The following is a 1430-nucleotide window of genomic DNA, read 5'->3' as shown; positions in this document are numbered from 1 at the left end:
AGGGGAACCTGCGGCTGGATCACCTCCTTAACGAAAGATTGATGATCGGTAAGAATCCACAACAAGTTGTTCTTCGAAGATGTATCTGAGGGTCTGTAGCTCAGTTGGTTAGAGCACACGCTTGATAAGCGTGGGGTCACAAGTTCAAGTCTTGTCAGACCCACCACTACTGACGAAGTGATGAATAATCACAAGCTGCTAGATTAAAAGATATATCGTTCATTAAGTGATAAGCTGGGGACTTAGCTTAGTTGGTAGAGCGCCTGCTTTGCACGCAGGAGGTCAGGAGTTCGACTCTCCTAGTCTCCACCACGTACTTTACGAAGTGCGGGCTAAAATAGATTATAGAGTTTAGTGAATACAGTCCAAGTTGACTGGTTTATTAATCTCTGTGATTTATCACAGTTTACTACTCGCTGACGAGGCGGTAGTTAATCATTAACAGATTAGAATTTGAGTCTGAAATAAATTGTTCACTCATTCTTTGATTTAAACAATTCATTGTTTAATTTGAATGAAATGAGAACTAGCAAAAACACTGAATCAAGCGTTTTGGTATATGAATTTAGATTGAAGCTGTATGGTGATTAAGTTCACGAAACAACAAACTGGATGAGAGCGATGTAAGTTGAAAAACGAACATGGCAATCTGTCCTAACCTTACTTGTAAGGGTTAGCGACTGTTTGGGGTTGTATAGTCAAGTAATTAAGTGCATGTGGTGGATGCCTTGGCAGTCAGAGGCGATGAAAGACGTGATAGCCTGCGAAAAGCTCCGGGGAGGCGGCAAATATCCTTTGATCCGGAGATTTCTGAATGGGGGAACCCACCCGCTATAAGGCGGGTATCATAAGCTGAATACATAGGCTTATGAAGCGAACGAGGGGAAGTGAAACATCTCAGTACCCTTAGGAAAAGAAATCAATTGAGATTCCCTTAGTAGCGGCGAGCGAACGGGGATCAGCCCATTAAGTTGTGTGTGTTCTAGTGGAACGCTCTGGGAAGTGCGAACGTAGAGGGTGATATTCCCGTACACGAAAGGGCACACACAATGATGACGAGTAGGGCGAGGCACGTGAAACCTTGTCTGAATATGGGGGGACCATCCTCCAAGGCTAAATACTCCTGACTGACCGATAGTGAACCAGTACCGTGAGGGAAAGGCGAAAAGAACCCCTGTGAGGGGAGTGAAATAGATCCTGAAACCGCATGCATACAAGCAGTGGGAGCCGACTTGTTCGGTGACTGCGTACCTTTTGTATAATGGGTCAGCGACTTATATTCAGTAGCGAGGTTAACCGTATAGGGGAGCCGTAGAGAAATCGAGTCTTAATAGGGCGTTTAGTTGCTGGGTATAGACCCGAAACCAGGCGATCTATCCATGAGCAGGTTGAAGGTTGGGTAACACTAACTGGAGGACCGAACCCACTGT

2 tRNA genes and 1 rRNA gene are annotated in these 1430 nt (G+C 45.1%); all 3 read left to right on the top strand.

Annotated elements, in window-relative coordinates:
• Positions 1-89: 89 nt before the first annotated feature.
• Positions 90-166, top strand: a tRNA-Ile gene (locus NO346_RS14580).
• 70 nt (positions 167-236) lie between these two features.
• A tRNA-Ala gene (locus tag NO346_RS14575) sits at positions 237-312 on the top strand.
• 384 nt (positions 313-696) lie between these two features.
• A 23S ribosomal RNA gene (locus tag NO346_RS14570) occupies positions 697-1430 on the top strand; the annotation flags it as partial.

It is taken from the genome of Acinetobacter sp. 5862 (genome assembly GCF_024494585.1).
In the GTDB taxonomy this organism is placed as follows: domain Bacteria; phylum Pseudomonadota; class Gammaproteobacteria; order Pseudomonadales; family Moraxellaceae; genus Acinetobacter.
Note: the sequence above shows the minus strand (reverse complement) of the source record. Positions and strands in the feature narration are given on the sequence as shown.